Source organism: Hyphobacterium sp. SN044 (assembly GCF_021864465.1).
GTDB lineage: Bacteria > Pseudomonadota > Alphaproteobacteria > Caulobacterales > Maricaulaceae > Hyphobacterium.
In genome coordinates this window covers 1-26,910 of record NZ_JAKKUV010000015.1, presented here as the reverse complement: position 1 = coordinate 26,910, position 26,910 = coordinate 1, and the positions used below count along the sequence as shown (strand labels likewise).

General features: G+C 66.2%; 26 protein-coding genes. 18 read left to right on the top strand and 8 right to left on the bottom strand.

Annotated features, from left to right (window positions below; genetic code table 11):
- The first annotated feature begins 305 nt into the window (after positions 1 to 305).
- The 6 genes from trmD to L5876_RS14215 all read left to right on the top strand — a co-directional run bounded on the left by trmD (position 306) and on the right by L5876_RS14215 (position 7,057).
- Positions 306 to 1,010, top strand: a complete 705-nt coding sequence (gene trmD / locus L5876_RS14240; protein WP_236957024.1) for a tRNA (guanosine(37)-N1)-methyltransferase TrmD — start codon at positions 306 to 308, stop codon at positions 1,008 to 1,010.
- A 3-nt stretch (positions 1,011 to 1,013) separates the two neighbouring features.
- A complete protein-coding gene (rplS, locus tag L5876_RS14235; protein ID WP_236957023.1) occupies positions 1,014 to 1,391 on the top strand; it encodes a 50S ribosomal protein L19 in 378 nt (125 codons plus the stop codon).
- Between the two features lie 123 nt (positions 1,392 to 1,514).
- Positions 1,515 to 3,134: a sulfotransferase gene (locus tag L5876_RS14230; protein WP_236957022.1), complete on the top strand. Its 1,620-nt coding sequence runs from the start codon at positions 1,515 to 1,517 to the stop codon at positions 3,132 to 3,134.
- A complete protein-coding gene (locus L5876_RS14225; protein ID WP_236957021.1) occupies positions 3,131 to 3,847 on the top strand; it encodes an NAD-dependent deacylase in 717 nt (238 codons plus the stop codon). Before L5876_RS14230 ends, L5876_RS14225 begins: the two co-directional genes overlap by 4 nt.
- Entirely contained in the window at positions 3,844 to 5,445 is a 1,602-nt protein-coding gene (locus L5876_RS14220) for a tetratricopeptide repeat-containing sulfotransferase family protein (RefSeq protein ID WP_236957020.1), read from the top strand. Before L5876_RS14225 ends, L5876_RS14220 begins: the two co-directional genes overlap by 4 nt.
- On the top strand, positions 5,435 to 7,057 hold the full coding sequence (locus tag L5876_RS14215; RefSeq protein ID WP_236957019.1) for a tetratricopeptide repeat-containing sulfotransferase family protein: 1,623 nt from the start codon (positions 5,435 to 5,437) through the stop codon (positions 7,055 to 7,057). Before L5876_RS14220 ends, L5876_RS14215 begins: the two co-directional genes overlap by 11 nt.
- A gap of 6 nt (positions 7,058 to 7,063) precedes the next feature.
- Here the strand turns inward: L5876_RS14215 and L5876_RS14210 are convergent, their stop codons facing one another.
- Positions 7,064 to 7,462, bottom strand: coding sequence for a metallopeptidase family protein (locus L5876_RS14210; RefSeq protein WP_236957018.1), 399 nt, complete (start codon positions 7,460 to 7,462; stop codon positions 7,064 to 7,066).
- A gap of 68 nt (positions 7,463 to 7,530) precedes the next feature.
- Here L5876_RS14210 and L5876_RS14205 point away from each other — a divergent pair, with 68 nt between their 5' ends.
- Positions 7,531 to 7,980: an MmcB family DNA repair protein gene (locus tag L5876_RS14205; RefSeq protein WP_236957017.1), complete on the top strand. Its 450-nt coding sequence runs from the start codon at positions 7,531 to 7,533 to the stop codon at positions 7,978 to 7,980.
- Here the strand turns inward: L5876_RS14205 and L5876_RS14200 are convergent.
- From L5876_RS14200 to L5876_RS14190, 3 genes are read right to left on the bottom strand one after another with little or no spacing between them, the layout of a single operon-like run.
- Positions 7,977 to 8,654, bottom strand: a complete 678-nt coding sequence (locus tag L5876_RS14200; protein WP_236957016.1) for a DJ-1/PfpI family protein — start codon at positions 8,652 to 8,654, stop codon at positions 7,977 to 7,979. The genes L5876_RS14205 and L5876_RS14200 overlap by 4 nt on opposite strands.
- 19 nt (positions 8,655 to 8,673) lie before the next feature.
- The gene (locus L5876_RS14195) at positions 8,674 to 9,228 is read right to left on the bottom strand and encodes an ActR/PrrA/RegA family redox response regulator transcription factor (protein WP_236957015.1); all 555 of its coding nucleotides are present in this window, start codon (positions 9,226 to 9,228) and stop codon (positions 8,674 to 8,676) included.
- A gap of 38 nt (positions 9,229 to 9,266) precedes the next feature.
- Positions 9,267 to 10,592 carry an ActS/PrrB/RegB family redox-sensitive histidine kinase gene (locus tag L5876_RS14190; RefSeq protein WP_236957014.1) on the bottom strand — a complete coding sequence of 442 codons (1,326 nt, stop codon included), beginning with the start codon at positions 10,590 to 10,592 and terminating at the stop codon, positions 9,267 to 9,269.
- 101 nt (positions 10,593 to 10,693) lie between these two features.
- Between L5876_RS14190 and L5876_RS14185 the strand changes: the two genes are divergently transcribed.
- Entirely contained in the window at positions 10,694 to 11,335 is a 642-nt protein-coding gene (locus L5876_RS14185; protein ID WP_236957013.1) for an SCO family protein, read from the top strand.
- Between the two features lie 51 nt (positions 11,336 to 11,386).
- The gene (locus L5876_RS14180; RefSeq protein ID WP_236957012.1) at positions 11,387 to 12,640 is read left to right on the top strand and encodes a polyhydroxyalkanoate depolymerase; all 1,254 of its coding nucleotides are present in this window, start codon (positions 11,387 to 11,389) and stop codon (positions 12,638 to 12,640) included.
- A 79-nt stretch (positions 12,641 to 12,719) separates the two neighbouring features.
- Here L5876_RS14180 and L5876_RS14175 read toward each other — a convergent pair whose 3' ends face one another.
- Together L5876_RS14175 and L5876_RS14170 are read right to left on the bottom strand one after the other, a co-directional pair.
- Positions 12,720 to 14,372: a hypothetical protein gene (locus L5876_RS14175; protein WP_236957011.1), complete on the bottom strand. Its 1,653-nt coding sequence runs from the start codon at positions 14,370 to 14,372 to the stop codon at positions 12,720 to 12,722.
- Between the two features lie 277 nt (positions 14,373 to 14,649).
- Complete coding sequence (locus L5876_RS14170) at positions 14,650 to 16,623, bottom strand: transglycosylase domain-containing protein (RefSeq protein WP_236957010.1); 1,974 nt, start codon at positions 16,621 to 16,623, stop codon at positions 14,650 to 14,652.
- Between the two features lie 161 nt (positions 16,624 to 16,784).
- On the opposite strand from L5876_RS14170, the gene L5876_RS14165 reads away from it, so the two are divergent.
- Together L5876_RS14165 and L5876_RS14160 are read left to right on the top strand one after the other, a co-directional pair.
- Entirely contained in the window at positions 16,785 to 16,985 is a 201-nt protein-coding gene (locus L5876_RS14165) for a hypothetical protein (protein ID WP_236957009.1), read from the top strand.
- Between the two features lie 80 nt (positions 16,986 to 17,065).
- A complete protein-coding gene (locus L5876_RS14160; protein WP_236957008.1) occupies positions 17,066 to 17,353 on the top strand; it encodes a hypothetical protein in 288 nt (95 codons plus the stop codon).
- 180 nt (positions 17,354 to 17,533) lie between these two features.
- Here L5876_RS14160 and L5876_RS14155 read toward each other — a convergent pair whose 3' ends face one another.
- Positions 17,534 to 18,073, bottom strand: coding sequence for a hypothetical protein (locus L5876_RS14155; RefSeq protein WP_236957007.1), 540 nt, complete (start codon positions 18,071 to 18,073; stop codon positions 17,534 to 17,536).
- 61 nt (positions 18,074 to 18,134) lie between these two features.
- On the opposite strand from L5876_RS14155, the gene L5876_RS14150 reads away from it, so the two are divergent.
- Complete coding sequence (locus tag L5876_RS14150; protein ID WP_236957006.1) at positions 18,135 to 19,169, top strand: glycerophosphodiester phosphodiesterase family protein; 1,035 nt, start codon at positions 18,135 to 18,137, stop codon at positions 19,167 to 19,169.
- A gap of 75 nt (positions 19,170 to 19,244) precedes the next feature.
- Here the strand turns inward: L5876_RS14150 and L5876_RS14145 are convergent, their stop codons facing one another.
- Positions 19,245 to 19,460: a cold-shock protein gene (locus tag L5876_RS14145; protein WP_343164971.1), complete on the bottom strand. Its 216-nt coding sequence runs from the start codon at positions 19,458 to 19,460 to the stop codon at positions 19,245 to 19,247.
- A 286-nt stretch (positions 19,461 to 19,746) separates the two neighbouring features.
- Here L5876_RS14145 and L5876_RS14140 point away from each other — a divergent pair, with 286 nt between their 5' ends.
- The 6 genes from L5876_RS14140 (at position 19,747) to katG (ending at position 26,661) form a co-directional block, all read left to right on the top strand.
- A complete protein-coding gene (locus L5876_RS14140) occupies positions 19,747 to 20,088 on the top strand; it encodes a hypothetical protein (protein ID WP_236957005.1) in 342 nt (113 codons plus the stop codon).
- Positions 20,085 to 20,804 (top strand): hypothetical protein, encoded by a 720-nt coding sequence (locus tag L5876_RS14135; RefSeq protein WP_236957004.1) that lies wholly within the window; start codon positions 20,085 to 20,087, stop codon positions 20,802 to 20,804. Before L5876_RS14140 ends, L5876_RS14135 begins: the two co-directional genes overlap by 4 nt.
- 87 nt (positions 20,805 to 20,891) lie before the next feature.
- Positions 20,892 to 21,908 carry an aspartate-semialdehyde dehydrogenase gene (locus tag L5876_RS14130; RefSeq protein ID WP_236957003.1) on the top strand — a complete coding sequence of 339 codons (1,017 nt, stop codon included), beginning with the start codon at positions 20,892 to 20,894 and terminating at the stop codon, positions 21,906 to 21,908.
- A 96-nt stretch (positions 21,909 to 22,004) separates the two neighbouring features.
- The gene (gene rarD / locus L5876_RS14125; RefSeq protein WP_236957002.1) at positions 22,005 to 22,901 is read left to right on the top strand and encodes an EamA family transporter RarD; all 897 of its coding nucleotides are present in this window, start codon (positions 22,005 to 22,007) and stop codon (positions 22,899 to 22,901) included.
- Complete coding sequence (locus L5876_RS14120) at positions 22,898 to 23,848, top strand: alpha/beta fold hydrolase (RefSeq protein ID WP_236957001.1); 951 nt, start codon at positions 22,898 to 22,900, stop codon at positions 23,846 to 23,848. The genes rarD and L5876_RS14120 overlap by 4 nt, the downstream gene beginning before the upstream one ends.
- Before the next feature lie 650 nt (positions 23,849 to 24,498).
- Positions 24,499 to 26,661 (top strand): catalase/peroxidase HPI, encoded by a 2,163-nt coding sequence (gene katG, locus L5876_RS14115; RefSeq protein WP_236957000.1) that lies wholly within the window; start codon positions 24,499 to 24,501, stop codon positions 26,659 to 26,661.
- The last annotated feature ends 249 nt before the right edge of the window (positions 26,662 to 26,910 follow it).

Below are 26,910 nucleotides of genomic sequence, written 5' to 3'. Positions count from 1 at the left end.
TCGACACCCACGAGGAGCGAAACCGCTACATCCTCGACTTCGTCCGAAACTACAACCAGACCCGCCTGCGATGTCTCGATTACGAAAGCCCCGCTCAGCGCCTCAACAATCTCACGGGACACAACACCTGCGCGGGGGTGACGGACGATTTTGTGTGACGCTCCCCGGATTCGCGCAGCGAAGTCCGGGGCCCATATTGCTCGCCGCCTGGATCCCGGACTGGCTTCGCCGTCCGGGAAACGTCCGGGCGGGCTGTGGAAACCCCGACTCGCCCTCGTCCGTCTTCGCTGCTAAACCCCGCCGCCATGTTCAAGGCCAGCGTGCTCACCCTCTTCCCGGATGCGTTTCCGGGCGTGCTCGGCGTCTCCGTGATCGGGACGGCGCTGAACCATGGATTATGGGCGCTAGAGACTGTGGACATCCGGAAGTTTTCCCGTCATAAGCACGCCTCCGTTGACGACACCCCGGCCGGCGGGGGCGCTGGAATGGTGCTTCGCCCCGATGTGGCGGCAACGGCGATCGACGCGGTGACTGCCCCGCACAACGGGGAACGGCCGCTGATCTACTTGACGCCCCGGGGCCGTCCGCTAACCCAGACCCGCGTACGCGAGCTGGCTGCGGGACCCGGCGTTGTCGTGTTCTGCGGCCGCTTCGAAGGCCTCGACCAGAGGGTCATCGAAGCGCGCGGGATGGAGGAAGTCAGTGTCGGCGATGCGGTGCTCGCCGGCGGTGAAGTGGCGGCGCAATACCTCATCGAGGCTTGCGTCAGGCTGATCCCCGGGGTGATCGGGGACCCAGCCTCCGCCGAAGAGGAAAGTTTCGAGGGCGATCTCCTCGAATATCCTCACTACACGCGTCCGCGCGTGTGGGAGGACAGGGAGATCCCCGAGGTTCTGCTCTCGGGCAACCACGCGAAGATCGCGGCGTGGAGACGGGAGCAGGCGGAGCGGATTACGAAGGAACGCCGTCCGGACCTGTGGGCGAGACACAGCCGGCGCGATGGAGAGTGAGACATGAATATCGTCGAAGAAATCGAACGCGAGGAAGCCGCGCGCGTTCTCGAAGGCAAGACCATCCCGTCCTTCGATCCGGGTGACACGCTGAAGGTTCACGTGCGCATCAAGGAAGGCGACCGCGAACGTATCCAGGTGTTCGAAGGCGTCTGCCTCGGCAAGAATGGCGGCGGGATCAACGAGTCCTTCACCGTCCGCAAGATCTCGTTCGGCGAAGGCGTGGAGCGTGTCTTCCCGACCCACTCCCCGATCGTCGACAAGATCGAGGTTGTCCGCCGCGGCAAGGTGCGCCGTGCGAAGCTGTATTACCTGCGCCAGCGCGCCGGCAAGTCGGCCCGTATCACCGAGCGCACGACCGGCCGTTCGAACGACGAATAGGATTTCCGGCCGGCCTGTCCGGCCCGGTCAACTGCACAACGCCCGCCGGAAATCCGGCGGGCGTTTTGCTTTGCGTGCCCGGCTCTTGCATAAGGGTCACCGGCAACGAAGAGGGATCCCGGCATGGCCGAGGAGATGAGCGAACAGGTCGCGCTGGAGACGGTGAATGCCGGCCTGCAGATGCTGGGCGCGGGGCAGCTGGGCGAGGCCGAGGCCGTCGCCGACGCGGTGCTCGCGGCACGCAAGGACGATCTGATGGGCCTTTATCTCAAGGCCCAGTGCCGCCGCGTGGCGGGCGATCCGGAGACCGCGCTAAGGCTGGCGCGCAAGCTGGCCAAGGCGCGTCCGGACGAGCCGGTGATCGCGGTGCTGCTGGCGCTGTGCGTGCTCGATACCGGCGATGGCGAGACGGCGATCAGGCTATTGAAGAAGGTGCAGGACGAGGGCCGGCCCGATGCCGACCTTTCCTACAATCTCGCCAGCCTGCTCTATGACAAGGGTGACCGGCGCGGCGCGGTGGATGCCTATGATCGGGCACTGGCAGTCAATCCCGACCATTACTACGCGATCCGCGGTCTCGCCCACACGCTGTCGGAGCTGGGCGAAGACCGCCGCGCCGAGGCGCTGGCGCTGCGCGTGACCGGCCAGGTGCCGGACGACCCCGTCGCGCTGTCCGTCCTGTGCCGCGCCGATGTGCGCCGGGGCGAACCGGCCAAGGGCGTGGCGCGGATGCAGCTGCTCTGGACGCAGAATCCCGATGCGGTGAACACCGCCATCGCGCTCGGGCGTCTCGGCGAGGCGAAGGAAGCCACCGGCGATTTCGCCGGCGCGTTCGAGGCGTGGAAGACGGCGAATGACCGTCTGCGCACGCATTTCGCCGACCAGTATGCCGGCGATAGCGGGGCGTATTCGCTGGATGCCGCCAAGCGGGTGCGGGCGTTCAACGAGGGGCTTTCGCCGTCCTCGCCCAAGCCACAGGGCGACGGGCCGGCCCCGGTCTTCCTCGTCGGCTTCCAGCGTGCGGGCACGACGCTGATGGAACAGATCCTGGCCGCGCATCCGGCGATCACGACGACGGGCGAGGACGCCTCGATCAAGCCGCTGGTCGATGCCGCCGGCCGCAGCGAAGCGGAACTGGCCGAGCTGATGAAGGGCGATCCCGACCGGATGAAGGGGCTGCGCAAGGCGTACTGGAAGTCCGCCGGCGGCGCGCCGAAGCCGGGCGAGGTCTTCATCGACAAGCTGCCGCTGAACATGATGTGGCTCGGCGTGATCGCGAAGGTCTTCCCGGACGCGAAAATCCTGCTGGCGCTGCGCGACCCGCGTGATGTGGTGCTGTCGGCCTTCCAGCAACGCTTCGGCATGAATTCGGCGAATTACGCCATGCTGACGGTCGAAGGCACGGCAGGCTATTACGACGCCGCGACGGGCGCCGGTACAGCCGCGATGCGCGCCTTCCCGGACCTGTCGGTGCTGGAGGTCCGCTATGAAGACCTCGTCGGCGATGTCGAGGGTCAGGCGAAGCGGATGATCGGTTTCCTCGGCCTCGACTGGGATCCTTCCGTGATGGATTACCGGGAAAAGGCAAAGACGCGCACCATCACCACGCCTTCGGCGACACAGGTGACCGAACCGGTCTACACGAAGTCGATCGGGCGCTGGAAAGACTATCGCTTCGCCCTCGAACCTGTGCTGCCCACGCTCGACTACTGGGCGAAACACTGGGGCTATGCGGCCGGATGACGCCCTCCCTCGTCATCCTGACCGGGGCGGGGATATCGGCGGAATCCGGGCTCGGCACCTTCCGCGACACGGACGGCGTCTGGTCGAAATTCGACTGGCGGCAGCTGGCGACACCGGAGGGGTTCGCGAACGACCCCGTCGCCGTGCACGGATTCTACAACGCCCGCCGGCAGGGGCTCGTCGCGGCTGAGCCGCACGCCGCCCACACCGCGCTGGCGGAGCTGGAAGCGACCTGGCTCGCCTCGGGCGGGGATTTCCTGCTGGTGACGCAGAATATCGACGATCTGCATGAGCGCGCCGGCAGCCGGGCGTTGATCCACATGCATGGCGAGCTGTTCAAGGCGCGCTGCGGGGCGTGCGAGACGGTGATCGCGTGCCGCACGGATCTGTCGATCGCCGATGCCTGCACCGCCTGCGGCCGGGACGGGCAGATGCGCCCGCATGTCGTGTGGTTCGGGGAAATCCCGCTCGGGATGGACGAGATCTTCTCGGCGCTCGAAACCGCGACGCATTTCGCCGCGATCGGCACGTCCGGCACGGTGTGGCCGGCGGCCGGCTTCGCCGAAGCGGCGAAGGCGGCGGGCGCGAGAACCTGGGAATTGTCGCTCGAAGCGGGCGAAAGCGGGCATTTCTTCGATGTCACCGACTATGGACCCGCGAGCGAGACCGTGCCCCGATGGGCGAGAACGATGATGGACGAGATCCGCGCATGAGCATTCCCGATCCCCGCCTTTCGGAAGGGCATACACGCCTGCGCATGGGCCGTCCGGAAGAGGCCGAGGCGCTGGCCGACGCGCTGATCCGCGACAATCCGGACGACACCGAGGCGCTCTATCTCAAGGGCATGTGCCGCCGGGCGGTCTATGACTATGCCGGGGCGCTGGAGATTTTCAGCGAACTCGATGCGCGCACGCCGGGGCAGGCGGGTGTGCTGATCTTCCTCGGGCTCGCACACCAGGGCCTGGGGCAGAGCCGCGAGGCCGAAGCGGCCCTCGCGAAGGCGGAAGCGGCGAACCCGGAACAGCCGCTGGCGGCCTTCTATCGCGGCATGGCGCTGTTCGATCTCGGCGACAAGGCGGGTGCGGCCGCGGCCTATCAGCGCTGCATCCGGCTTGATCCGAACCATATCGCGGGCCTGCGCAGCCTCTCCCATACGCTGCACTCGATGCGCCGCTTCGAGGATGCCGAGGCGGTCGCCGCACGCGGGCTGAAGCTGGCAGCAGGCGATCCGGTCCTGTCGGCGGTGAAGAGTGATGCCGAGCTGCGCCGGGGCGAAACGCAGAGTGCGCGCCAGCGCATGGAGGCCGTGTCGCTGTCGAACGCTTCGCCGGTCAATGCCGCGCTGGCGCTGAAGACGCTGGGCGATGTGCGCGAGGCCGAGGGCGATCATCGCGGCGCGTGGGAGGCGTGGTCGGAGGCCAACCGGCGCGAACGCGACTGGGCGCTGCCGGCCTATGGCAATGACGAGACGCCCTATTCGCTGGCCGGGGTGCGGCGGGCGAAGTTCTTCTTCGACAAGGCCGAGGGCCTGACGGCCGGAACGGCGGAGGGCCCGTCGCCCGTCTTCCTCGTCGGCTTTCCGCGGTCGGGTACGACGCTTCTGGAAAACATCCTCGCGGCGCACCCCGTGATCACGACCAGCGAGGAAATGGCGCATGTCTGGCCGGCTCTGGCCGAGACCGGGGAATATCAGTCGAAACTGCCGGATCTGATGGCGGCGGACGACGCCACGCTGGAACGCCTGCGGTCGGAATACTGGAAGCGCGCCTGTCCGGACGGTCAGCCGGGCGCGGGCGAGGTCTTCGTCGACAAGCTGCCAGCCAATCTCGGCTGGATCGGCTTGATCGGCCGGCTGTTCCCGGGCGCGAAATTCCTGATGGCGGTGCGCGATCCGCGCGACTGCGTGCTGTCGGCGTTGCAGCAGCGCTTCGCCATGGGCGCGGCGATGTTCCGCATGCTCGACATGGAAGATGCCGCCGCCTGGTATGATGCCAGCTTCGGCGCGGCCGAGGCGGCGCGGCGGGCGATGCCCGATCTCGACGTGCATGTCGTGCGCTATGAGGACCTCGTCGCCGACCTTGAGGGCGAGGCGCGCAAGGCGATCGCCTTCCTCGGGCTCGACTGGGACGACGGGGTGCTCGACTACCGCGCGAAGGCCAAGGACCGCCAGATCAACACGCCGTCCGGTCCGCAGGTCGACAAGCCGGTCTATTCGGACTCGGTCGGGCGGTGGAAGAATTACGCCTTCGCCTTCGAACCGGCGATGCCCTTCCTTGAAAGCTGGGTGGAGTATTGGGGCTATGAGCACTGATCCCGGCTTCGATCCGAAGCGCGCGATCGAGGCAGGCCTCAGGGCGGTCGAGCAGGGCCGGCCCAGGGAAGGCGTGCAGATCGCCGAGGAGACGCTGCGCCGGGCCGGGAAATATCCCGGCGCCTACTTCCTGAAGGCCTGGGCGCTGCGCGCCATGGGCGATACGGACGGGGCCATCGCGTTCGCCCGAAAGGCGGAAAAGGCAGGCGGGCGCGATCCGCTGACGCTCAACCTGCTGGCGCTGCTCTACAAGGAGGCGGGCAAGTATGACCTCGCCCGCCGCGCCTGGCAGGACGTGCTGCGCAAGGAGCCGCGCGCGCTCGACGCGGTGCTCGGAATTGCCCGACTCGACCGCGATCTCGGCCGCTATGACGAGGCCTATGCCGGGTTCGAACGCGCGCTGCAGATGGCGCCACACCATGCCGACACGCTCGCCTCCTATGCCGATGCGAAGGCACGCGGCGGGGCGTATGCGGAGGCGGGTGGCCTGGCCGCGCATGCGCTCGATCACGCCCCGGACCACCCGCTGGCGCTGGCGGTCTGGGCCGGAGAGGCGCTGAAGACCGAGACCCCCGACACGGTGATCGCCCGGCTCGAGACCGGACTGGCGGCGGGCAAGGGCAATCCCGCGCTGCGGGCGCAGGCGATCGGACGGCTGGGCGAAGCGCTGGAGAAGGCCGGGCGGCATGACGACGCCTTCGCGCGCTTCAGCGAAGCCAACCGCCTGCTCTACCAGTCCGCCATCCATGCCTGGGGAGACTCCGATTACTCCCTTCCGCACCTCATCTCGTTGCTGAAGGCCCTGCGCGATGCGCAGCCTGCTACGTTGACGGGGATCGAGGAGAAGGCCCCGCCGCCGCCGGTCTTCCTCGTCGGCTTTCCCCGCTCGGGCACGACGCTCGCGGCGCAGATCCTTGCCGGGCATGACAAGGTGGTTCTGTCTGACGAGCGCGAGAATGCCGGGGCGATCCTCGAAGCGGCCGGACGAAGCGCGGAAAGCTGGCGCGACTTCCTCACCATGCCGCCGCAACGGCGCACGGGGCTGCGCCGGGCCTACTGGAAGGCGGCGCGGCCCGAAGGTCCGCTCAAGGATGGCCGCATACTGGTCGACAAGTTGCCGGCCAATCTCGCCATGATTGCGGCACTCGGCGCCGTCTTCCCGGACGCAAAATTCATCGTCATGACGCGCGATCCGCGCGATGCGGTCCTGTCGGCGTTCAGGCAGCGCTTCGAACCCAATCCGTCCACGGTGCAATTCATGACGATCGACACGGCGGCGGCCTATTACGATGCCTCGCACCGTCTGCTGGACGCCGCACAGCGCCTCCTGCCCGGTCTCGATGTCCGGCTTCAGTCCTACGAGACGCTGGCAGGATCACCCGAGGCTGAAGGCAAGGCGATGGCCGGGTTTGCCGGGCTCGACTGGCAGGAGGGCATGCTCGACGTTGCGGCCCGGGCCGAGACGGCCGACATCCGCACGCCGTCCGCGCCGCAGCTGCGCGAGACGATCGAGGCCCGCTCCACGGGACAGTGGAAGCTCTATGCTGAGCAGATGCAGGGTGCGGTGAAGATACTGACGCCGTGGATCGAGCGCTGGGGTGTCTCCGGCTGAGGCGCGTCAGGCCTCGTCCTCGATGCGGTGCATGTCGTCATCGCTGAGGCCGAAATGATGGCCGATCTCGTGCACCAGGACATGGGCGATGAGGTCGGTCAGGCGCACATCGCCGCGCGCCTGCCATTCGGCGAGGATGGGTTTGCGGTAGAGCCAGACCTGATCGGGCATGGAACCGCTGTCGAGGGTCGATTTCTGCGACAGGTCGACGCCGTGATAGAGGCCTGTCAGCTCGTACGGGTCGTCCATCCCGAAATAGTCGAGCGTTTCCTGTTCCGCGAAATCGTCGACGCGGATGACCACGCTGCCGCACATTTCGCGGAAGCCGGCGGGCATGGCCTCCCAGGCCTGTGCGGCGAGGGCGGCGAATTCATCGAGCGAGGGCAGGGGGGAATGCCGGATCATGGTTCCGCGGATGTAGGGCGTGACAGGGCGGGTTGCATCCTGAACGAAGAGAGAACAAAATCACGGTCATGAGCCTTGATGCCCTCGCTTCCGCCGCCAATCCGGCGATCGACGATGCCCGCCTCCTGATGCGCGGCGCGGCGCGGCTGCTCCATGATCACGGCTACAACGCGATTCCGGAGTTTTCGCTGGCCTCGTCCCGCCGGGCGGATCTGTTCGCGGTCGGCCCCAAGGGTGAGATCACCATCGTCGAGATCAAGTCCGGCATTGCCGACTTCCGCGCCGACAACAAATGGCATGAATACCGGGATTATTGCGACCGGCTCTATTTCGCCGTGTCGGCGCGCTTTCCGCGCGACATCCTGCCCGAGGATGCCGGACTGATCGTGGCCGACGGGTTCGGCGCGGCGATCCTCCGGGAATCCCCGCACCACCCCCTCGCCGGGGCGCGGCGCAAGGCGGTGACGCTTCGCTTCGCGCGCTGCGCGGCGGAACGGCTGATGCGGCTCGACGTCTAGCCGAGCGCGGCGGCGAGGGCGGCTTCGAACTCCGCCACCCGGCCGGCATAGCGGCTTTCGCAGATTTTCAGGGTTTCGGGTTCGGCGACGTCCGGCGAACCGCTGTCGAAGGGCGGGGCCGGATCGTATTCGATGCCGAGCTGGATCGCCCGGGCGACGCTTTCGCCGGCGATCTCCGCCGTGATGGTGAGGGCAAAATCGATCCCGGCGGTGACGCCGCCGCCGGTGAAGAGATGGCCGTCGCGCACGACGCGCGCCTTCACCGGCTCCGCGCCGACCCGCGCGAGATGGGCATGCCAGGCCCAGTGCGTGGTCGCGCGCTTGCCTTTTAGGAGGCCCGCCGCGCCGAGAATGAAGGCGCCGGTGCAGACCGAGGTAACATAGCGCGCCCCTTCGGCCTGGCGCTTCACGAAGGCGATTGTGTCGGCGTCCTGCATCGCCTGGTCGATGCCGAAACCGCCGGGCACGCACAGCATGTCGAGCTTCGGACAGTCGGTGAAATCGGTATCGGCGAGCAGGAAGGGGCCGCAATCGGTCTCGACCGGACCTTTCGTCTTGGCCACGAGATGGATTCTCGCGCCCGGCAGGCGGGCCAGTACCTGCAGCGGCCCGGTGAAATCGAGCTGGGTCAGGTTGGGGAAGAGCAGGAAGCCGATATGGAAGGTTTCGGCCATTTCCATCCTCCCGGAAGATTTAGCGCGGCGCGCGCTTGGCCAGAATCCGCTGCAGCGTGCGCCGGTGCATGTTCAGCCGCCGTGCGGTTTCGGAAACATTGTGGCCGCAGGATTCGTAGACGCGCTGGATATGCTCCCACCGCACCCGGTCGGCGGACATCGGATTGTCCGGCGGGGGCGGGGCATCGCCGCGATTGAGCAGCGCCTTGATCACGTCCTCGGCGTCGGCCGGCTTGGAGAGATAGTCGACCGCACCGGATTTCACCGCCGCGACCGCGGTGGCGATGTTGCCGTAGCCGGTCAGCATGACGACCCGGCAATCGCCGCGGGATTCGTGCAGCGCCTTGACCACGTCGAGACCCGACCCGTCATCGAGCCGGAGGTCGAGCACGGCGAAGGCGGGCGGGTTCTGCCTGGCGATCTCCAGCGCCTCGTCGACCGTGCCGACGGCGGAAACAATGAAGCCCCGCTGGGTCATGGCGCGCCCCAGACGGGTCCGGAAGGGCGCATCGTCATCGAGCACCAGAAGCGTGCGGTCTTCGGGAAGGTCGAGCGGGGCGCCTGTGTCAGTCATGATCGAATCAAACTTTCGTCCGTATGCGGGAATCCTATCTAGACCGCGTTCCCCGCAACTTCCACCCGCGAGCGGGGCCAGGTGACGGTGACCCTTGCCCCGTCAAGCGCGGACTCGTTGGACACGTGCACATGGCCGCCGAGGCGCTCGTTGAGCGTGATGGCGATGAAGACGCCGAGGCCGAGTCCTCCGCCGGGTTCGCCGCGCTTGCGGCTGGAGATATAGGGCTCGCCGATCTTCGACAGGATGTCGGGCGAGAAGCCGGGGCCGTCATCCTCGATGATGACTCCGATCCGGGTCTCGTCCCACCAGCCGGTGACGTTGACGCGGGCATCGGCGAACTCCACCGCATTCTCGATCAGATTGCCGACGCCGTAGAGGATTTCCTGCTGGCGGATCAGGACCGGCGTCTCAGCGCCGTCTTGCGGAGGCCGCAGCTTGATCACGATGGCGGTGCCGAGACCGCGCAGCGGCGCGGAGATCTCTTCGAGGGCATCGTTCAGGGCCACGCGGTCATGCATGGCGTCGCTGGCGTTCCGCTGTTCGGACAGGCGTTTCAGGATGTCACGGCAGCGCTCGGCCTGGCTGACCAGAAGCTCGGCGTCTTCCTTCACCACCGGGTCGGTCGCGCCGCGCGCCAGCTCTTTCGCGGTCAACTGGATCGTCGCGAGCGGTGTGCCGAGTTCATGGGCGGCGGCAGCCGACAGTGCGCCGAGCGCGGACAGGCGCTGTTCGCGGGCGAGAATGCCCTGTGTCGCGGTCAGGGCCGCGCCCATGCGCTGGGCTTCCTGTCCGATGCGCCAGGCGTAGGCGGCGGTGAAGGCGATGGTGATGATCATCGCGGTCGCCATGCCGGCCAGATAAAGGTCCGGCAGGCTGGGCCGATCACCCTCATTCCAGGGCAGGGGAAAGGCGTCATAGGCCATCAACCCGCCCCCGGCCATGGCGATGGCCACCAGGGCGGCGGACCAGCGCGGCGGCAAGGCGGCAAAGCCGACCGTGATCGGCGCCACCAAGAGAATCAGGAAAGGGTTGGACCAGCCGCCGGTCAGGGTGACGAGACCGATCAGCTGGACCGCGTCATAGGCGAGTTGCCAGAAGGCCTCGCGGTCGGTGGCGAAGCGCTGCAAGGGCCGGGTCAGGTGAAGCCCGACATTGAGACCCGCACTGGCCATGATGAAGGCAGCACAGAAGAGGATCGGCAGGTCGAAGCCGAAGCCGAAGAAGACGATCAGGATGGCGACGCTCTGACCGAGCACGGCCAGCCAGCGCAGATTGACCAGAGAACGCAGGCGCAGCCGGCCGAGCAGCGGGCCGCGGTCGGAGTCGGGCGGGGTCGATTCCCAATCGGTTTCGAAGCTCATGTCTGACCTATACCGCAATCGGGCATGGACGCGAGGGGAATGGAGTCTTACCTTCCGGTTCGTTTTGCTGCACTGCGGCGTAACGGGAGTTGCACTGCATCATGCCTTTTTCCCGGCAACCGGTCTGGATTTACGCGCTTCTGGCGGGCCTTGCGGTGCTCGTCCTCATGTTCGGCATCCTGATGCTGACGGGCACGCGCGACAGCGCGCCGATTGTCCGCTCCAGCGGCCAGGCACAGATCGGCGGACCCTTCACCCTCGTCAATCAGGACGGGGAGACGGTGACGGACGAAGATTTCCGCGGCAAGGCGATGCTGATCTATTTCGGCTTCACCTATTGCCCGGACATCTGCCCCTTCTCGCTGCAGACGATGGACGCCGCGCTGGCCCAGCTCGACGAGGCCGAGCGGGCGCTCGTCCAGCCGATCCTGATCAGCGTCGATCCGCGCCGCGATACGCCCGAGGCGCTGGCCGCCTATGTGCAGAGCGATGCCTTCCCGGACGGGCTGATCGGCCTGACCGGCACGCCGGAACAGGTGGCGCAGGTGGCCGGGGAATACCGCGTCATCTACCGCGAGACGGAGGAAGGCCAGGAAGATGAGAGCTATCTCGTCGACCACACCTCCTTCATCTATCTGATGGACTTCGAAGGCGAATTCGTAACGGTGTTCAGCCACGGCCACACGCCGCAGGCGATTGCCGACGCGCTTCAAGACTTCCTTGACCAGGAGCGGTCATCCTGACCGCCGGTTAGCCCGCATTCTCGCCCCTGAAACGGGGCGCAGGGAGGACACATGCTCTACAGCATGCACGAAATGACACGGTTGGCGCTGACGCCCTGGCGGGCGGCGGCGAACGCGTCGCGGCGGATGCTGCGCGCGCCGTGGAATCCGGTCGGCGACACCTTCGCCGGACGCGCCGCCGCGGCGGCCGCCGATCTGTTCGAGTCGGTGACGCGCCGCTACGGCAAGCCGGACTGGATGCTGCCGGCGACCGAGATCGACGGCAAGACGGTGAAGGTCACACCGGAGACGGTGTGGTCGAGCCCGTGGGCCGACCTCGTGCATTTCTCCCGCGAGGGGGTGAAGCCGGGCGATCCGAAACTCCTGCTGGTCGCGCCGATGTCGGGTCACTACGCGACCCTGCTGCGGGGTACGGTCGAGACCTTCCTGCCGAACCACGAAGTCTACATCACCGACTGGATCGATGCGCGCATGGTGCCGCTGACCGAGGGCCGGTTCGATGTCAGCGACTATATCGACCATGTCCGCCAGATGATCACCGAAATCGGCCCGGACACGCATGTCGTGGCGGTCTGCCAGCCGGGTCCTCTGGTGCTGGCGGCAGTGTCGCTGATGGCCGAGGACAAGGATCCGGCCCGTCCGGCGAGCATGACCTTCATGGGCTCGCCGATCGACACGCGAAAATCCCCGACCGTGCCGAACAAGCTGGCCGAGGAAAAGCCGTTCGAATGGTTCGAGAACAATGTCATCCACACCGTGCCGCCGCCCTATCCGGGCGCGATGCGGCGGGTCTATCCGGGCTTCCTGCAGCTGGCCGGCTTCATGAACATGAACTGGGACAAGCATGTGGATGCCCACTGGCAGTATTTCTCCAACCTCGTCGAGGGCGACGGAGAGCCGGTCGAGAAGCACCGCGAGTTTTACGACGAATACCTCGCCGTCATGGATCTGACCGAGGAATTCTACCTGCAGACGATCAAGCTGATCTTCCAGGAGCACGCCCTGCCGCGCGGTGAGTTGATGCATCGCGGCCGCCTTGTGAACCCCGCGGCGATCACCGATGTCGCTCTGATGACGGTTGAGGGCGAGCGGGACGATATTTCCGGCATCGGCCAGACCCAGGCGGCGCACGATCTGTGCGTGAACATCCCCGAGGCGATGCGCGTCGACTGGGTGCAGCCGAAGGTCGGCCATTACGGCGTGTTCAACGGCAGCCGTTTCCGCGCCGAGATCGCGCCGCGCATGGCGGCCTTCTTCCGCGAGCATGCGACGTCGGGCGGAAAGGGGAAGAAGAAGGCGGCCTGATCGCCGGTTTTCCCGCCCTGAAATGAAAAGCCCCGGCGGATCCCGCCGGGGCTTTTGCTTGTCTGCGCGGCCGTGCGGCCTATTCCGCCGCAGGCTCGGCGGTGACGGAGAGACCGTAGGCCTCGTAGTCGAAGCTTCCGGATTCCGCGGCGCGGACCAGTGCGCCCATGGAGACCGGCTCGCCGGGTTCCATCGCGATCACGATCGTGCCGCCCTCATTGATGAAGCCGACGAGGGCTTCCGACAGTTCGGAGATCAGCGGCCGGGGAATTTCCGCCGGAGCCCCCATCAGGCCGAGCCCGATCATCGCGGCGGCCTGCTGGCGCAGCTCGGCTTTCGTCATGCCCTGGGCGGCAGAGCCCGCGGTCAGGGCCCGGTCGAGCAGGGAGTGGTCCTCGAGGCGGAAGACGAAACGGTTGATCATGAGCGCGTCGAGCATCTCCATGATCTGCGTCTCATCGAACTCGCCCGGCTGCATCGTGGTCGACATCTGCATCGCCTGGCGCGCGTAATTCATGTAGCCGGCCATGTCGAACTCGGACTCGATGCGGAAACCGTCCGTCATCTCGAAATAGTTGTCGCCGCGGGAATAGGCGCGATCGTCGCCGCGGTCGTAGACACTCTCGGCTTCGCCATGCAGCTCGATCTGCTGGTAGCCGAGCATGCCGAGACCCAGAGCCAGCTGTGCGCCGAAGGCCTGTTCGGTATTGGGGCGCACGACGAGCGGAGTCATGTTTGAGGTCACGATCACCTCGTCGGAGCGCTCATCGACCTCGGCTGTCAGCGACTCCATGGTGACGATGACGCCGCCGATATTCGCGTCCAGCCCCGTGAAGCGGAAGCTGTCATAGGCGTCGAACGGGTCGTAATTGTCGAGATCGATCTCGACGGTTTCCGCCTCTTCGCCGGACATGGCGGCCATTTCCGAGGCAATTCCGGTCTGGAAGGCGTGGAAGAGCGACGGGCCGATATTCTCCATCACCATTTCATCGAAACCGAAGCGGATCTCGCCGGCGTCCGGATCGGTGCCCGTGAAGCTGACGCCGGAAATCTCGAAACGGCCGAGCCGGTCACCCTGGTAATCGACCATGGCGAAACGGGCGAGGGAGAATTCGAAGTCTTCATCCGCCTCGGGCGAGGACATCGTCAGGCCCTCGAAGGCGAAATTTCCGAAGCGGTAGCTGGCGAAGTCGGGATCCTCGTCCTCGTCCATCTCCTCGCCGGAGAAGCCGCGCGCGAAGTCGGCGACCATGGCGGCATTCGGCGTTTCGAGCAGGAGGCGCTCGAACCCGCCGCTGGAGGTCGCGCCATCCTCGCCCACGAAGGAGGCGTTCTCGATCGACAGGCGGTCGAAGATGACATTGCCTTCGTCGTCGAAGCGCGGGGCCGCGACGATCATGCGCTCGGCGCGGACGGTGTCGAAATCGACATCGTTGCCGGCCTCGAGTTCGATCGCATTGCCGTCCTCGTCGGTCAGCGCCGCTTCTTCTTCGTCAGCTTCCGGCGTCGTGTCGGTGAAGACGACGTCGGTGAAGGTGTAGACGCCATCGTCGAAGCTGCGTTCACCCCAGGACACCGCCCCTTCTCCGGAGGTGGCGAGATGAAGCGCTTCGAGCGCGGACGCCGCCGTGGCCTCGTCGACCTCGGTCGTGGAACCGCCGTTTTCATTGCCGCCGCAGGCGACGACAAGCACGGCAATGGCGGCGCTGGTGGTGAGTTGGGTAAGACGCATTCAATTCCCCTGTCTGCAGGTTTCCGGTCCGGACTGTTCCCGATTGCTCACCATACTAAACGGTAATGATGACGGGCGTCTGCCCCTGAAACAGGGGAATGTGGGCTGAGGTTTCCCGCGGACTCGCACGTCCCCTCGCCCCCATTGGGAAGAGAGGGTGGCGCGAAGCGCCGGGTGAGGGGGACAGCCCCAAACCGCGCTTACGGAGCAGAACCCCTCATCCGCCCTGGCGGGCACCTTCTCCCCTTCAAAAAGGGGAGAAGGGAACGATCCTGAACTAGTTCCCGCCGGCGAGGCGCGACAGGAAGGAGGAGATCGGATCGTCCGCCTCCTCTTCTTCCTCCTCGGGATCAGGTTGCCAGCGCGGCTGGGCGGGCAGGGGTTCGACCGGCGCCGCTTCGGCGAAAGCGCGGAAGATCAGGGCCGGCGGTCCGCCGCCCGCGGCGCGTTCGGTTGGGCTGAAATCGTCATTCCCGACCCAGATCGCCGTGGTCATGCCGTCGACATAGCCGGCGAACCAGGCATCGCGATTGTCGTTCGTGGTGCCGGTCTTGCCCCCGGTGATACGTCCGGGAATCCCCGCCGCGCGGCCGGTGCCGTAGCTGACCACGCCGCTCATCAATTCGCGCATCCAGGTCAGGGTCCGCGCATCGAGCACGACCGGACCGGGCGTGTCGTCGTCGACATAGAGCACATCGCCGTCGACCGTTTCGATGCCGCGGATGGCGTAGGGGTCGGCGCGAAACCCGCCATTGGCGAAGGCGGTATAGGCCCCGGCCAGTTCGATCGGCGTCACCTCGAAAGCGCCGAGCGCCATCGACCGGTCGAGCCTGATTTCGCTGTCGATACCGAGCCGCTGCGCCAGGGCGGCGATATGGCCGCGCCCGGTTTCCTCCGCAACGCGGACGGCGACGACGTTCGAGGAGTCGATGAAGGCATCGCGCAGCGTGATCGGGCCGGCATAGCGGCCAGAGTAATTCTCCGGCGACCAGTTTCCATAGGTGATCGGCAGATCGTCGCGGACATCGTTCGGGGTCAACCCGCCTTCAAAGGCGGCGGCATAGACAAAGGTCTTGAAGGAGGAACCGGGCTGACGCCGGGCGAGGACGGCGCGGTTGTATTGCGAGGCGGCATAGTCGCGCCCGCCCACCATCGCACGCACCGCCCCGTCGGGGGCGAGGGCGACCATCGCGCCCTGGGTGGCGCCACGGGCGGTATCGGGATTGTCGAGCACGTTGCGCAGGGCGGCTTCCGCGGCCCGCTGCGCATCGACATCGAGCGTGGTGCGGACGATCAGGTCGGCGCGGGGCTCGCCCGCCAGTTCACGAACCTGTCCGGCGATCCAGTCGATGAAATATCCGGCGCCGGGGCTGGAGGCTTCGCGCGCGACGCGGATCGGTGTTTCCGCGGCGGCGAGGCGTTCTTCCTCGGTGATGCGACCGGTCTCGTACATCAGGTCGAGCACGACGGTGGCGCGCGCGGCGGCGCGGCCGAGATCGTTGGCCGGGCTGTAGCGCGACGGGGCTTTCAACAGGCCGGCGAGGAGGGCGGCCTCGCCGAGCGAGACCTCGGTGGCGCTGCGCCCGAAATAGCGCTGGGCGGCGGCTTCGACGCCGTAGGTGCCAGCCCCGAAATAGACCCGGTCGAGATAGAGGGCGAGAATCTCGTCCTTGGTGAAGCGCGCTTCCAGCTGGAAGGCGAGCATCATTTCCTGAATTTTCCGCAGCATGGTGCGGTCACTCGTCAGGAAGAGGTTCTTCGCCAGCTGCTGGGTGATGGTCGAGCCGCCCTGGACGACATGTCCGGCGCGGATGTTGGCCCACAGGGCGCGCAGGGTGCCGCGCAGATCGACGCCGTGATGGTCGTAGAAGCGCCGATCCTCGACCGCCAGAACGGCGTCGATCAGATAGGGCGGCAATTCGTCGACCGTGAGGGCGCGGCCATGGCTGGCCCCGCGCCGGGCGATGACCCGGTCCTCGTGGTCGAGGAAGACGATGCCGCCGACGCGCATCGGATCGGTGTCGAGCGTATCGATCGAGGGCAGGTCGCGGGCGATGGCGATGAGGAAGGCCGAGCCGGCGAGAAAGGCGATGATGAAAACGGACAGGAGCGGCCGGATCAGACGCTTCCAGCCTCCGCCCCCGGCCGGTTTGCGGGCGCGGCGCTGCGGCGTGCCGGGGCGGTAGCCCGGGACGCGCCGTTCGGGCGGATCGCGCCGCCAGGGCGCTGGCGGAGTGCGCCGGTCGGTCATCTCTCTTTTCCCCTCCGGTCCGGAAACCGTCCATTCCGGAAGTTCACTATCCGCTTACCGTGATCGCCGAGCGGCGTTAAAGCGGCGTGAATGTGTCCCGTGCGGCCTTGCGACCGGGGCGTTTTGCCCCGATTGTGGCGGCAGTCCTTTTGGGGGTTGTCATGACTCAGCGTATCCGCCGCGCGGGTGCCGCCGGCGCCTTGCTTCTCGTTTCCGTTCTCCTGGCCGGGTGCATCACGCCCTATGAGGGCCGTCCGTCGACCTGTGACGGCGATCCGAACAACCCGAACTGGCCGTATTGCCATGGCGCGGAGCCCGGCGGATCGCAGCCGCGCGACTTCCCCGACCGCATCGGCGGTTGATGAACACTGCCTGACCACCGCGGTCAGGACCGGATCAGACAGGCAATGGCAGGTTTCCTCCAGCAAGAGGGAGATCTGCCATGTTCATCAGTCCGGAAATCGAAATCGCCGCCATCTCTGCCGGAGCCGCGCTTCTGATCGGAGGGGCGGTGGCCCTGTTCGGCCATCGCGCCGTCCTGACCGCAGCGTGGCGGTTCGGCCGGCTGATTGCACGGCGGCGCTTCTATTCCAGCCTGGTGCTCGGCGCGCTGGCGTCGGGCGGTCTGGTCGCGGCCAATGCGACGGGGCTCGAGCCCACGGCCGCGGGCGATGCGTTCAGCTTCTTCCAGAACAATCTCGCCGAGGCGCTGCACGCGCTGGGCGGGTAGGCAGCACGTCTCCCTTCTCCCCTTTTGAAGGGGAGAAGGTGCCCGAAGGGCGGATGAGGGGTTCCGCTCCGAAATCGGAGTAGGGTCCACACCCCCTCACCCCTGCCCCCTCTCCCCCTAAAGGGGGCGAGGGGAAAGCCCGCCAGCGAACGTGCTCCGGTGATCCTGAATGTGCGTGCTTCAAGCCGGAGGCGGCTCGGTCTCGGTGTGGGTGAAGTCGAACCCGATATCGCGGCCGCCATAGCTGCCGCTTTCGAAATGGTCGGCGGCTTCCTTGAAATAGTTCGTCAGATGCGCGTAGAGCGCGTCGAAAAACTCTCTCAGCCGTTCCGGCGTGATCGGCAGGCGGAAGTCGAAATCGGGTCCGCCGGCAATCGCGACATCAAGGTCCGGTCCCTGTTTCGCCGCGCTGACCACGATCCGGATCCAGTCGCCCGTATGCGTCACGCGCACGGCAAGGCCGAAGCTGATCGGGGCGAGCGGCAGGAAGCCCTTGCCCGAGACCGAAAACGCGCCGGAGCCGTAATTCTGCGGCAGCCAAGCGCCCTCGGGCGGCACCAGCCAGACGCATCTCTTCTTGTCACCCAGATATTTGCAGAAGCCATCGCTGAGCTGTTCGGCGAGCGAGCGGATCAGGGTGTAGTTGTCGAGACTGGCCTGGCCGTAGCGGGTGGCGGTTTCGGCAAGGCGGTCGAAACGGGTCGGTGACTCTGCGGACATTTGTGGCTCCCTCGGGCGGCGAATACACGCTAGTCTGTGAGCGCTTCGAAGGGGACCCCGCATGCACAGATTTGCACCGACATGGCTGGTCGCGGCGGCGGGTCTTCTGGCTGCCGGCTGTTCCGGCCCGGAGACCGGCGCGCCGGACGCTGCCGAGGCCGGTATCTGGAACACGCTCGACGGCACCGCGCCGCTGGTGATTGCGCATCGCGGCGCATCCGGGGACCGGCCCGAACACACGATGGCGGCCTACCTGCTGGCCATCGAACAGGGCGCGGACGTGATCGAACCCGACCTGGTCGTGACGGCGGACGGCGTGCTCGTCGCGCGCCATGACGCCTATCTCTCGACCACGACGAATGTCATGGCGCATCCCGAATTTGCCGATCGCCGCCGCGAGCTGCTCGGCATGACTGACTGGTGGGTTCAGGATTTCACGCTGGAAGAGCTGCGCATGCTGCATGCCATCCAGCCGCAGGAAGGCCGGTCGCGCACCTATGACGGCGTCTTCCTGGTGCCGACCTTCGAGGAGATTCTCGACATGGTGGCGGAGCAGGAAGCGGCCTGTTCCTGCACGATCGCGATCGAACCGGAAGTGAAACATCCCGCCGAGTTCGCCGAATGGGGGCTTGATCCGCTACCGCTTCTGCTGGCGGCGCTGCGGGACCGTGATCTCGACCGCGCCGATGCGGCCGTGGTCGTGCAGTCCTTCGATGCCAGCTTCCTGCAGCGGATGGATGCGGAAAGCGATGTGCGCCTCGCCATGCTCTATTCCGGTCCGGATGATCCGGAAGGGAATGCCGGCGGACTGCCGCTGGAAGCCATCGCGCTGTTTGCCGATGCTGTGGGGCCCTACAAGGGGCTGCTGTTCAACGAGGACGGATCGTCCTCGGGCTATGTCGAGGCGGCGCACGATCTGGGCCTTGTCGTCCACACCTGGACGGTGCGCGACGACCGGGAGCCGGTGATCGGCAGCAATGTCGAGGAAGAGTTGCGCGCGCTGTATGCGCTCGGGGTCGACGGGGTGTTCGCGGACTTCCCGGCGACGGCGATCCGCGTGCGCTCCGAAATGGCGGCGGAACACGGCCAGCCCTGAGCCACGGACCTGACCGTAAAAGAAAACGGCCGCCGGGATGCCCGGCGGCCGTTTCGAATTCCGTTATGGGCGGAATTACTCGGCGTACTGCAGGTTGACCGCCTTCGGACCCTTGCCGCGGCGATCCGGCTCGGTGTCGAAGGACACGCGCTGGCCGTCGTCGAGACCCGGCAGACCCGAGGACTGGATCGCGGTGATGTGGACGAACACGTCCGCGCCGCCGTCATCCGGAGTGATGAAGCCGAAACCCTTCGACTTGTTGAAGAATTTGACCGTACCTGTGGCCATGATTGGGGAACCTTCCCGCTGAACGCCGCGTCCGGCGCAATTCACTTATCCCGCCGGCGTCCCGGCAGGGCATTCAGGCAACGTCGTTCGGGGAAGGCTGAGTTTTCATTTTCCGGCATGGCCGGGCATTCACCACAGTATTCCGCCGGGCCATCAAGGCCGCCCGTGCGGGTACAGATATGAGGCTTATGCGACCCAAGCGCAAGAAAAACTGTGCGAAGGCTTGGCGGAGCCTTAATATCGCGTCCATGGCTTTCGCCCGATCTCATCGCGAAATGGCGTTTTCGGCATGACGCGCCGCCGCCGCGCCTTCCTCGAACGCACCCATCGCGCGCAGGAGCGTGCGCGCCGGTCCTCGGCCGGCTTCAATCCCACCACGATGATCCGCTGGGCGGGCCTTGGGGCCGCGGCGATGATCGGGCTGGCCGTCTATGTCGGCTTTGCCGGGGGCGACCGTCATCTCGAAGGCCTCGCCAGTCTCGACGCGCTGACCCGGCCGGCCGTGCTCGGGGCGAGCTGGCTCGACGTGATCGCGATCGGTGTGGTCGCCGCGATCGTGGCGATGGTGCTGCTGCGCTCCCGGGTTTCGCGCCGCGACGGGAACCTGGGCCGGGACCAGGACGGGGAATGAAGGACATCCTGACGCGCATCGCCGCCTATGGCCGCGTTGTCCGGCGCGAGCGGCGGCGCAACGGCCTGCTGTGGTTCGGCCTCGTCCTCACCATCGCCTATCTGTCCTTCGTCCTGCCCATCGTCATCCCGCGTCTGGGCGAACTCGAGGGCATGACGCTCAACGAGATCGGCGATTTCCTGGCCGGCCTGTTCGGCCCCGCCGCCTTCCTGTGGCTGGTGCTCGGCTTCCTGCAGCAGGCGGGTGCGCTGCGCGTCCAGTCCGAGGAATTGCGCGCGACCCGTGTGCAGGGGGCGCTGCAGGCCGAGGCGCTGCAGAAATCCGCCGCCCTGGCGGAGACGGACTATGTCCAGAAGCGCTTCCGCGAAGGGCTGGAAAATTTGTCGGACGCGCTGGAGGATTTCGTTCGCACCTCGATCGCGACGCCGGCCGGTTTTCCCGATGCCGGCAAGCTGCGCCAGCGCATGGCGCAAGGCGATGCCGAGGCCGTCTTCCGGGCGTTCAACGACGCGAAGGCGGCCCAGCAGGCGATCACTGCGCCCGCCGGGGAGGCGGCCGCCGACGTGTCGGCCTATCTCGACGAGCTGGCCGAGCTGGAAGCCTTTCTGACCCGGTCCGGGGCGCAGGCGCTGCTGCGGCGGCTGCGTTCCGACCCGATCGCGCCGGTCACCGCGCACATGAAAGCGCTGTCTGCCGAGTTTTCGGCGCAAAGCTAGCGCACAAATTCGCACCTGCCCCCTCCCGCCCGAACGCGCGAGGCTTTATGTGCAGGCGCGAGACTTCAACCGGCGAGGATGAACGAGATGGGTGTACGGGTCGCGGTTCTGGGAGCCACCGGCGCGGTCGGCAAGGAGATGCTGACCATTCTCGAAGAGCGGATGTTCCCCGCCGACAGCGTGCACGCGCTGGCGAGCCGGAAATCGATCGGCGTCGAGGTGTCCTATGGCGACCGCGACATCAAGGTCGAGGACAGTGACACGTTCGACTTCTCCAGGGTCGATCTGGTGCTGGCGTCCTGCGGGTCGGACGCGATCAAGGCGATGGCGCCGAAGATCACCGCCGCGGGCGCGATGATCGTCGACAATTCCTCCGCCTTCCGCATGGACCCGGACGTGCCGCTGGTCGTGCCGGAGGTGAATCCGGACGCGCTCGACGGCGCCACGAAGAAGCGGATCGTCGCCAATCCGAACTGCTCGACCATCCAGACCGTGGTGGCGCTGAAGCCGTTGCACGATCTGGCGAAGATCACCCGCGTGTCCTGCGCGACCTATCAGTCGGTGTCGGGCGCGGGCAATGCCGCGATGGACGAGTTGTGGCGGCAGACGCGCGGCATCTTCGTCAATGACGAGGTCGAGAAGAACGAATTCCCGAAACAGATCGCCTTCAACGTGATCCCTCGGATCGGCGATCTGATGGAGGGCGGCGTCACCCAGGAAGAATGGAAGATGACGGTCGAGACGAAGAAGATTCTCGACCCGAAGATCAAGCTGTTCGCGACCTGCGTCCGGGTGCCGGTCTTCGTCGGCCATGCCGTCGCCGCGCATGTCGAATTCGAGCGGGAGATTTCCGCCAAGCTGGCGCGCGACACGCTGCGCGAGGCGCCGGGCATCATGCTGATCGACAACCGCGAGGATGACGGCTTCATCACCCCGGTGGAAAGCGTCGGCGAGTTCGCCGTTTTCGTCAGCCGGGTGCGCGAGGACCCGACGGTGGAAAACGGGCTGGCGCTGTGGATCGTCGCCGACAATCTGCGCAAGGGCGCCGCGCTCAATGCGGTGCAAATCGCCGAAGGGCTGAACAATCGCGGCCTTCTGGGCTGATCTTCATTTCAGCAGACCGCCCCTGCGCAAATTCCGGGTGTCGGGGGCGGTGAAGCAGACTTATATGCGGGCCTCCCCTGACCGGAGGCCCGCGCCATGACCCCGACCCAGCCACCAGAGTCCATGCGGGCGGGCATCGCGGCCCTGTCGAGCTATACGATCTGGGGCCTGTCGCCGATCTTCTACAAACTTCTGGGCTTCGCCAGCGCGACCGAGATCGTGCTGCACCGGGCGCTGTGGTCGGTGCCGACCCTGCTGCTGGTGATCTGGGCGGGGAAGAACTGGACGGCGGTGGTCAATGCGCTGACCAAGCCGAAAGTGCTCGGCCTCCTCCTCCTCACCGCCATCCTGATCGCGGCGAACTGGTGGACCTTCATTTTCGCGGTCAATGAAGGCCGGGTGCTGGAGGTTTCGCTGGGGTATTTCATCAATCCCCTGATGAATGTCGCCGTCGGCCTTCTCGTTTTCCGGGAAAAGCTCGGCCCGTGGCGCATCGCCGCCATCGCGCTGGCCCTGATCGGCGTGATCAACCAGGTCGTCTCGGTCGGGCATCTGCCGGTTCTGGCGCTCTTCCTCGCCGTCAGCTTCACCGCCTATGGCTATATCCGCAAGACGATCGCGGTCGACGGACGGGTCGGCATGCTGGTGGAAACGGTGATTATCGCCATCCCGTCGATGATCGCGCTCGGCTTCGTCACGGCGCAGGGCCAGGGGCATTTCAACGATGGCTGGTGGCCGGCCACGCTCCTGATCCTGACCGGGCCGATGACGGTCGCACCGCTGCTGCTCTTCATCATCGGGGCGCGGGGGCTGAACATGGCGACGCTCGGAATCCTGCAATTCGTCGCGCCCTCCCTGCAATTTGCCTGCGCGGTCGCCTATGGTGAGGCCTTCACCCCGGCGCACGCGGTGACATTCGGCTTCATCTGGGCGGGTCTCGCCTGCTTCACCGTCTCCATGCTGCGCCGCGCGAAGAAAGAGGTTGCCGCTTGACCGGATTCCCCGCGCCGCAGCGCATCGCCACCAACGGGATCGAGCTTTCCGTCCATATCGGCGGACCGGGGGACGGGATACCGATCCTCCTCCTGCATGGCTGGCCGGAACTCGCCTTTTCCTGGAGCCCGCTGTGGGACGATCTGATAGCGGCGGGGCTGCGGGTCATCGCGCCGGACCTGCGCGGCTTCGGCAGGTCGGACGCGCCGCCGGACGCGGCCGACTACGGCATCGACACGATGGTCGCCGATCTGACGGGTCTTCTCGATGCGCTGGGAATCGAAAAGGCGATCTGGTGCGGGCATGACTGGGGCGGGCTGATCTCCTGGCCCGGCGCGGCGCTGGCCGGGGATCGCTATCTCGGCGCGATCGGCGTGAACACGCCGCACCTGCCGCGCCCCTCTACCCCGCCGAGCGAAGCCTTCCGCGAGTTGAGCGGGCCGGAGCACTACATCCTGCGCTTCCAGGAAGACGGGATCGAGAAGGCGTTCGAGGGCCGCGAGGACGATTTCTTCGCCTTCATCTTCGGCGCGCCGGTTCCGGCCCGCGCGATGGAGGCGATGCGCCCGCAGCTGACCCATATCGTGGCGCTGTTCGAGGATTTCGAAGGCCGTCCGGACGACCGGATCGTGGTCTCAGCCGAGGACCGGAAGGTGTTCGCCGACACTTATCGCAGGACCGGCTTCAAAACGCCGATCCATCTCTACAAGAATTTCGACGCCAACTGGGAGCGGATGGGCGGGGTCGATCTGCGGCTTTCCATGCCCTGCCTGATGGTCTCGGCGGAATGCGACTTCATGCTGCCGCCCTCGCTCGCGCGCTGGATGCCGGCGCTGTGCAAGGACCTCGAAATGCACGTCATCGAGGGCTGCGGCCACTGGACGATGTGGGAAAGGCCGAAAGAGCTGGCGGCGCTGATCACGGACTGGGTGGGACGGCGGTTTTAGCTTCGCGTCATTCCGGCCCCGGATTTATTCCGGGGCCTACCGTCGGTGCGAATGACACACCTTCCCTCGCCCCCATTTGGGGGAGAGGGTGGCGCGAAGCGCCGGGTGAGGGGGCAGACTCCCTCGTCTGACTACGGAGCAGAACCCCTCATCCGCCCTTCGGGCACCTTCTCCCCTTCAAAAAGGGGAGAAGGGAGGCAGAGGCTGACATTCCCGCGATCCCCGCCTCCGCGGGGACGGGCATTGGGAATCCAGAACGGCCTTCAATCTGGACCCCCGTCTTCACGGGGGTGACGTCTTGGAATCTGCGAAGAGCAGGGTGGAGGTGATCTTAAGAAACCCCTCATCCGGCCTGCAGCCACCTTCTCCCCTTCAAAAGGGGAGAAGGGAGGGAGCTCTCCGCTCACAAGCATTCTGGAAACTCTACCCGCCGCTCCCCGGTTTCGCGAAGCGAAGACCGGGGTCCAGAGGTGGATCCCGGACCGGCTTTGCCGTCCGGGAAACGTCCCGGTCGATCATAAACCCACTCATTGTATCTATACCTCACCACGTAATTATCGATTGGCTTTATTCCCATTCGCGGAGTCATACTCTCCCCACAAGCGAAAAAGCGGCCGCTCGAACGCCGCGCTCGAAGGGAGGTCCTCACCATGGACGGAAACGAAACGCCGCAAGGCAAATGCCCGGTCATGCATGGCAGCATGACGGCGCTGGGTAGCTCGGTCACCAAATGGTGGCCGAATGCACTCAATCTCGACATCCTGCACCAGCACGACCGCAAGACCGATCCGCTCGGCGAGGAGTTCGACTATCGCGAAGCGCTGAAGACGCTCGATGTCGAGGCGCTGAAGCAGGATCTGAAAGACCTCATGACCGACAGCCAGGAGTGGTGGCCGGCGGACTGGGGCCATTATGGCGGGTTGATGATCCGCATGGCGTGGCACTCGGCCGGCTCCTACCGCCTGTCCGACGGCCGCGGCGGCGGCGGCACCGGCAATCAGCGCTTCGCGCCGCTGAATTCCTGGCCGGACAATGTCAGCCTCGACAAGGCGCGTCGCCTGTTGTGGCCGATCAAGAAGAAGTACGGCAACAAGATCAGCTGGGCGGATCTGATGATCCTCGCCGGCAACATGGCCTATGAGACGATGGGTCTGAAGACGTTCGGCTTCGCCTTCGGCCGCGAGGACATCTGGCATCCGGAAAAGGACGTCTATTGGGGCGGCGAGAACGAATGGCTCGGCCGCGACCGCTATGAGAGCGACCTCGAGGAAACGCTCGAAAACCCGCTCGCCGCGGTGCAGATGGGCCTCATCTACGTCAATCCCGAAGGCGTGAAGGGCGTGCCCGATCCGGCGAAGACGGCGCTGGCGGTGCGCGAGACCTTCAAGCGCATGGCGATGGACGACGAGGAGACCGCGGCGCTGACCGCCGGCGGTCACACCGTCGGCAAGGCGCACGGCAATGGCGATGCCTCCACGCTCGGCCCCGATCCCGAAGCCGTCGGCGTCGAGGCGCAGGGTTTCGGCTGGGCCAATGCCAAGGGCAAGGGCCATGGCCGCGACACCGTGACCAGCGGCATCGAGGGGGCATGGACGTCGAACCCGACGAAGTTCGACATGGGCTATTTCGACATGCTGCTCGACCATGAGTGGGAGCTGACGAAGAGCCCGGCCGGCGCCAACCAGTGGAAGCCGGTCTCGATCGACGAAAAGGACATGCCGCCCGACGTCGAGGACCCGTCGATCAGGACGATGCCGATGATGACCGACGCCGACATGGCGATGAAGGTCGACCCGATCTACCGGGAAATCATGGAGCGTTTCCGCGCCGACCCGGATTATTTCAAGGACACGTTCGCGCGGGCCTGGTTCAAGCTGACCCACCGCGATATGGGCCCGAAAGTCCGCTATATCGGCCCGGACGTGCCGGACGAGGATCTGATCTGGCAGGACCCGATCCCCGCCGGCCCGACGAATTACGATGTCGAGGGCCTGAAAAAGAAGATCGCCGACTCGGAGCTTTCGGCCGCCGAGATGGTCTCGACGGCCTGGGACAGTGCGCGGACCTATCGCGGATCGGACATGCGCGGCGGCGCCAATGGCGCGCGGATTCGCCTCGCCCCGCAGAAGGACTGGGAGGCGAATGAGCCGTCCCGCCTGCAAAAGGTGCTGTCGACGCTCGAACCGCTGGCGAAAGCCGCCGGGGCGAGCCTTGCCGACACGATCGTGCTGGCGGGCAATGTCGGGATCGAGAAAGCCGCCAGGGCCGCGGGTGTCGACGTGAAAGTGCCCTTCACGCCGGGCCGCGGTGACGCCACCGCCGAGATGACCGACGCGGAAAGCTTCGACGCGCTGGAACCGCTGGCCGACGGCTACCGGAACTATCACGTGAAGAAATACCAGGCCGCGTCGATGGAGATGATGGTCGACCGGACCCAGCTTCTCGGGCTGACCGCCCCGGAAATGACCGTCCTCGTCGGCGGCATGCGGGCGATGGGCACCAATCATGGCGGGACGGCGCACGGTGTCTTCACCGACCGTCCGGGGGCGCTGACGAACGACTTCTTCGTCAATCTCGTCGACATGTCGAACCGCTGGGAGAAGCGCGATGACGGCAGCTATGCCGTGATCGACCGCAAGAGCGGAAAGACGAAGTTCACGGCGACGCTTGTCGACCTGACCTTCGGCTCGAACTCGATCCTCCGGGCCTATTCGGAAGTCTACGCCCAGGACGACAACCAGGCGAAGTTCGTGAAGGACTTCGTCGCGGCCTGGACGAAGGTGATGAATGCCGACCGCTTCGACGTGAACTGACCCCCGGTTGCGTCGAACGGTCAACAGGCGGGAGCGGGCTTCGGTCCGCTCCCGTTTTGCGTTTGGGGGCTCCGTCGTCATTCCCGCGCAAGCGGGAATCCAGAACTACCGTGAAACTGGACCCCCGCCTCCGTGTTTCGTTTCGGACGATTGTTTTGATTCCCCAGCGATCGTTGCTGGGCTAGCCTATGTTGCGTTGAGACGGAGGGCTGGGTGATGCAGGTCCGGCTTCACGCGAATGCGCGCACG

Bases quoted from the DNA above. Each gene is read 5' to 3' on its own strand.
- L5876_RS14130 (WP_236957003.1), top strand. From the start codon at position 20,892: ATGGGTGTACGGGTCGCGGTTCTGGGAGCCACCGGCGCGGTCGGCAAG.
- L5876_RS14230 (WP_236957022.1), top strand. From the start codon at position 1,515: ATGGCCGAGGAGATGAGCGAACAGGTCGCGCTGGAGACGGTGAATGCC.
- L5876_RS14160 (WP_236957008.1), top strand. From the start codon at position 17,066: ATGTTCATCAGTCCGGAAATCGAAATCGCCGCCATCTCTGCCGGAGCC.
- L5876_RS14200 (WP_236957016.1), bottom strand. From the start codon at position 8,654: ATGGCCGAAACCTTCCATATCGGCTTCCTGCTCTTCCCCAACCTGACC.
- L5876_RS14155 (WP_236957007.1), bottom strand. From the start codon at position 18,073: ATGTCCGCAGAGTCACCGACCCGTTTCGACCGCCTTGCCGAAACCGCC.
- L5876_RS14195 (WP_236957015.1), bottom strand. From the start codon at position 9,228: ATGACTGACACAGGCGCCCCGCTCGACCTTCCCGAAGACCGCACGCTT.
- L5876_RS14150 (WP_236957006.1), top strand. From the start codon at position 18,135: ATGCACAGATTTGCACCGACATGGCTGGTCGCGGCGGCGGGTCTTCTG.
- L5876_RS14205 (WP_236957017.1), top strand. From the start codon at position 7,531: ATGAGCCTTGATGCCCTCGCTTCCGCCGCCAATCCGGCGATCGACGAT.
- L5876_RS14135 (WP_236957004.1), top strand. From the start codon at position 20,085: ATGAAGGACATCCTGACGCGCATCGCCGCCTATGGCCGCGTTGTCCGG.
- trmD (WP_236957024.1), top strand. From the start codon at position 306: ATGTTCAAGGCCAGCGTGCTCACCCTCTTCCCGGATGCGTTTCCGGGC.
- L5876_RS14180 (WP_236957012.1), top strand. From the start codon at position 11,387: ATGCTCTACAGCATGCACGAAATGACACGGTTGGCGCTGACGCCCTGG.
- L5876_RS14215 (WP_236957019.1), top strand. From the start codon at position 5,435: ATGAGCACTGATCCCGGCTTCGATCCGAAGCGCGCGATCGAGGCAGGC.
- rarD (WP_236957002.1), top strand. From the start codon at position 22,005: ATGACCCCGACCCAGCCACCAGAGTCCATGCGGGCGGGCATCGCGGCC.
- L5876_RS14170 (WP_236957010.1), bottom strand. From the start codon at position 16,623: ATGACCGACCGGCGCACTCCGCCAGCGCCCTGGCGGCGCGATCCGCCC.
- L5876_RS14140 (WP_236957005.1), top strand. From the start codon at position 19,747: ATGACGCGCCGCCGCCGCGCCTTCCTCGAACGCACCCATCGCGCGCAG.
- L5876_RS14220 (WP_236957020.1), top strand. From the start codon at position 3,844: ATGAGCATTCCCGATCCCCGCCTTTCGGAAGGGCATACACGCCTGCGC.
- rplS (WP_236957023.1), top strand. From the start codon at position 1,014: ATGAATATCGTCGAAGAAATCGAACGCGAGGAAGCCGCGCGCGTTCTC.
- L5876_RS14185 (WP_236957013.1), top strand. From the start codon at position 10,694: ATGCCTTTTTCCCGGCAACCGGTCTGGATTTACGCGCTTCTGGCGGGC.
- katG (WP_236957000.1), top strand. From the start codon at position 24,499: ATGGACGGAAACGAAACGCCGCAAGGCAAATGCCCGGTCATGCATGGC.
- L5876_RS14210 (WP_236957018.1), bottom strand. From the start codon at position 7,462: ATGATCCGGCATTCCCCCCTGCCCTCGCTCGATGAATTCGCCGCCCTC.
- L5876_RS14190 (WP_236957014.1), bottom strand. From the start codon at position 10,592: ATGAGCTTCGAAACCGATTGGGAATCGACCCCGCCCGACTCCGACCGC.
- L5876_RS14165 (WP_236957009.1), top strand. From the start codon at position 16,785: ATGACTCAGCGTATCCGCCGCGCGGGTGCCGCCGGCGCCTTGCTTCTC.
- L5876_RS14225 (WP_236957021.1), top strand. From the start codon at position 3,131: ATGACGCCCTCCCTCGTCATCCTGACCGGGGCGGGGATATCGGCGGAA.
- L5876_RS14175 (WP_236957011.1), bottom strand. From the start codon at position 14,372: ATGCGTCTTACCCAACTCACCACCAGCGCCGCCATTGCCGTGCTTGTC.